The organism is Thalassobacillus sp. B23F22_16, from assembly GCF_043496955.1.
GTDB classification, from domain to species: domain Bacteria; phylum Bacillota; class Bacilli; order Bacillales; family Halobacillaceae; genus Thalassobacillus; species Thalassobacillus devorans_A.
Genome location: NZ_JBIEKD010000056.1, coordinates 1 through 2318, shown reverse-complemented (window position 1 = coordinate 2318; position 2318 = coordinate 1). Strand labels below are relative to the sequence as shown.

The 2318-nt window shown below is 46.9% G+C and carries 3 protein-coding genes; all 3 read right to left on the bottom strand.

The window, feature by feature from the left end; all coding sequences use genetic code 11:
- Window positions 1–1430: IS66 family transposase (gene tnpC, locus ACGTNI_RS19905; protein WP_394464242.1), on the bottom strand; the 1430-nt coding region annotated here is incomplete at its 3' end.
- A 20-nt stretch (window positions 1431–1450) separates the two neighbouring features.
- The gene (gene tnpB / locus ACGTNI_RS19900; protein WP_394464241.1) at window positions 1451–1807 is read right to left on the bottom strand and encodes an IS66 family insertion sequence element accessory protein TnpB; all 357 of its coding nucleotides are present in this window, start codon (window positions 1805–1807) and stop codon (window positions 1451–1453) included.
- Complete coding sequence (gene tnpA, locus ACGTNI_RS19895; RefSeq protein ID WP_394464239.1) at window positions 1801–2103, bottom strand: IS66 family insertion sequence element accessory protein TnpA; 303 nt, start codon at window positions 2101–2103, stop codon at window positions 1801–1803. Before tnpA ends, tnpB begins: the two co-directional genes overlap by 7 nt.
- Window positions 2104–2318 lie beyond the last annotated feature (215 nt).

Sequence of the window (2318 nt, the reverse complement as noted above, 5' to 3'; positions counted from 1 at the left end):
GTTTCTACGACACTATAAATCATGGCGCTGGATTCAGCCCCTTTCAGGCTATTCGAAAACAGCCAGTTCTTGCGGCCGATTACGAATGGTTTGATGAATCGTTCAGCTCGATTATTATCGATATCGATCTGCCCATCCTGCAGATAGACGACCAGCTGATCCCATTGATTCAAACAATAGGTGATGGCTTCCCCCAATTTGCTTTTCGGCAAGACTTTGGATTTATGGTTTTTCAGCCACTTCGAAAAGTCCTCCAGTATCGGCTCACTTTTCTTCTTCCGATACTCCAGGCGTTCTTCGTCTGTCCACGTTTTACTTTCTTTTTCGATGGCGTATAATCGCTGAATCTTCTGAATCGCCTCCTTGGCGACACTATGAATCAATGTCGACGAGGAAGGGGCGGCTTTCAACGCCTCATCGAATTTACGGCGAGCATGCGCCCAACAGCCCATGAGTTGTACGCCGTCCACCTTATGATAGCCTCCATACCCATCGGTCTGGAGATAACCAGAAAACGATTCGAGGAATCGTTTCGCGTGCTTGCCGGCTCGCGTACGCTGATAGTCATACAGAACGATGGGTGGTCCGTTGCGACCGGTACAGTACAGCCACATATAGGACTTGGACTCGGCTGCCTTTCCATCTTCTCTTAATACTTGAAGAGGCGTCTCATCCGCATGCAGCGATGAATGCTTCACCATGGCTTGATGAAGTTGGTCAAACAACGGCTTCAGCCAGTGATGCGCTGCTTGAATCATCCAGTTGGCGATGGTGGCTCTGGATAATGGGATTCCCATGCGTTCCAACTGCTTTTCCTGGCGATAGAGAGGCAACGCCTCGACATATTTCTGACTCATGAAAAATGCCAGGCTTGAGGGCGAAGCGAGACTCTTCGGAAGAACAGGATTCGGCATAGGAGCTGTCTGGACAGGGGTTTCCACCCCATGTCGCTCACAACGCCTACAACTGTATACATGGCGCACGTGTTTTTTCACTTTCACCTGCGCTGGGATCACGATCAATTCCCGACGCTCTTCTGTACTCATTTGGTGAAGATCATGACCGCATGACGAACAAGCCTGGTCCTCGAGGTGGTATTCCACTGTCTCTGTCGGAAGGCTTTTCAACATTTCTTCACGCTGCCCTATTCGTTTTTTCCGTTTATATTCAATCGTTTCCAGCGTCGGCTCCTCTTCGTTCGTATCGGAGGTGACTTCTGCTTCATCAAAAAAGGAAATCTGATCAGGGTCCATCTTTTCACTCGAAGCACCAAAACGTTTCTGTTGGCTCAATTTGAACTGTTGTTCATACCATTCAACCTTGGCTGCCAGCTTCGCATTTTCGTCTTCCAGAGAAAGACAACGCTCTTCCAATGATTCCATTGTCTTTGGGGTCTTCGTGTTTGTATCCATAAAAAAAGGATTCGACATCAATAGACGAATTCCTTCTTTTAAATCAATGTTCTTGCGTGAACAGCCCGGTGGGCTTCTCTTTGGTGAAGAGGCAATCCGTCCATCAACCACCGAAATTGCCGTCGACTGACAGGCATGACAGAAGCACCATCGTCTGCGGGCCATTCAAAGGTTCCTTTTTCAAGGCGACGATAATGAAGCCAGAACCCGTTGTGATCCCATTGGAGAATTTTCACTTTATCCCGTTTCCGGTTACAGAATACAAATAGACAAGGGGAGAAGGGATCCAGTTCAAAAGCTTCCTGAACCAGGATTGCCAGGCCATCAATCGACTTTCGTAAGTCTGTATTGCCCTGAGCGAGATAAACCTTCTCCACATGTGCCACATTCAACATACCGCCTGGACCACTTTCAGCACGTTGGCCAGGTGCTCCGGACAGACATCTTCGGAAGTTTCAATGGTCGCTCTACCGATGGAAATGTGTATAGATGGTTGGGAAGTTTCTTCTTCCACTTCTACAGCCACCCAGGAAGGCGCCGGATCAGCTGATACTTGCATTTTCCTTTTCCAATACCGAAAGGTATGAATATTAATCTGATGGTGGTTACACCATTCTTTGGCTGTTTGACCGGATTCATGGAAATGAATCAAGCGGTCTTCCCAAAGCGCTTGTTTTTCTGTTTGGCTCATCAACATTCCTCCTAAGAAATTCTGCCTGTAGTATCTCACAGCCATTAGGAGGATTAAGATTGCGGTGCCTGACCACTGGCCTTGCGCGATAGTTTAATAATGACATAAAAGGTAAAAATTACCTGTTGTTTTTGGTATTCAAATTCAAAAAAGGGAAGAGGATAACAAACAGACCCCGTTCCCTTTTTTTGTAATTTTATTGTTTTTACCTTTTC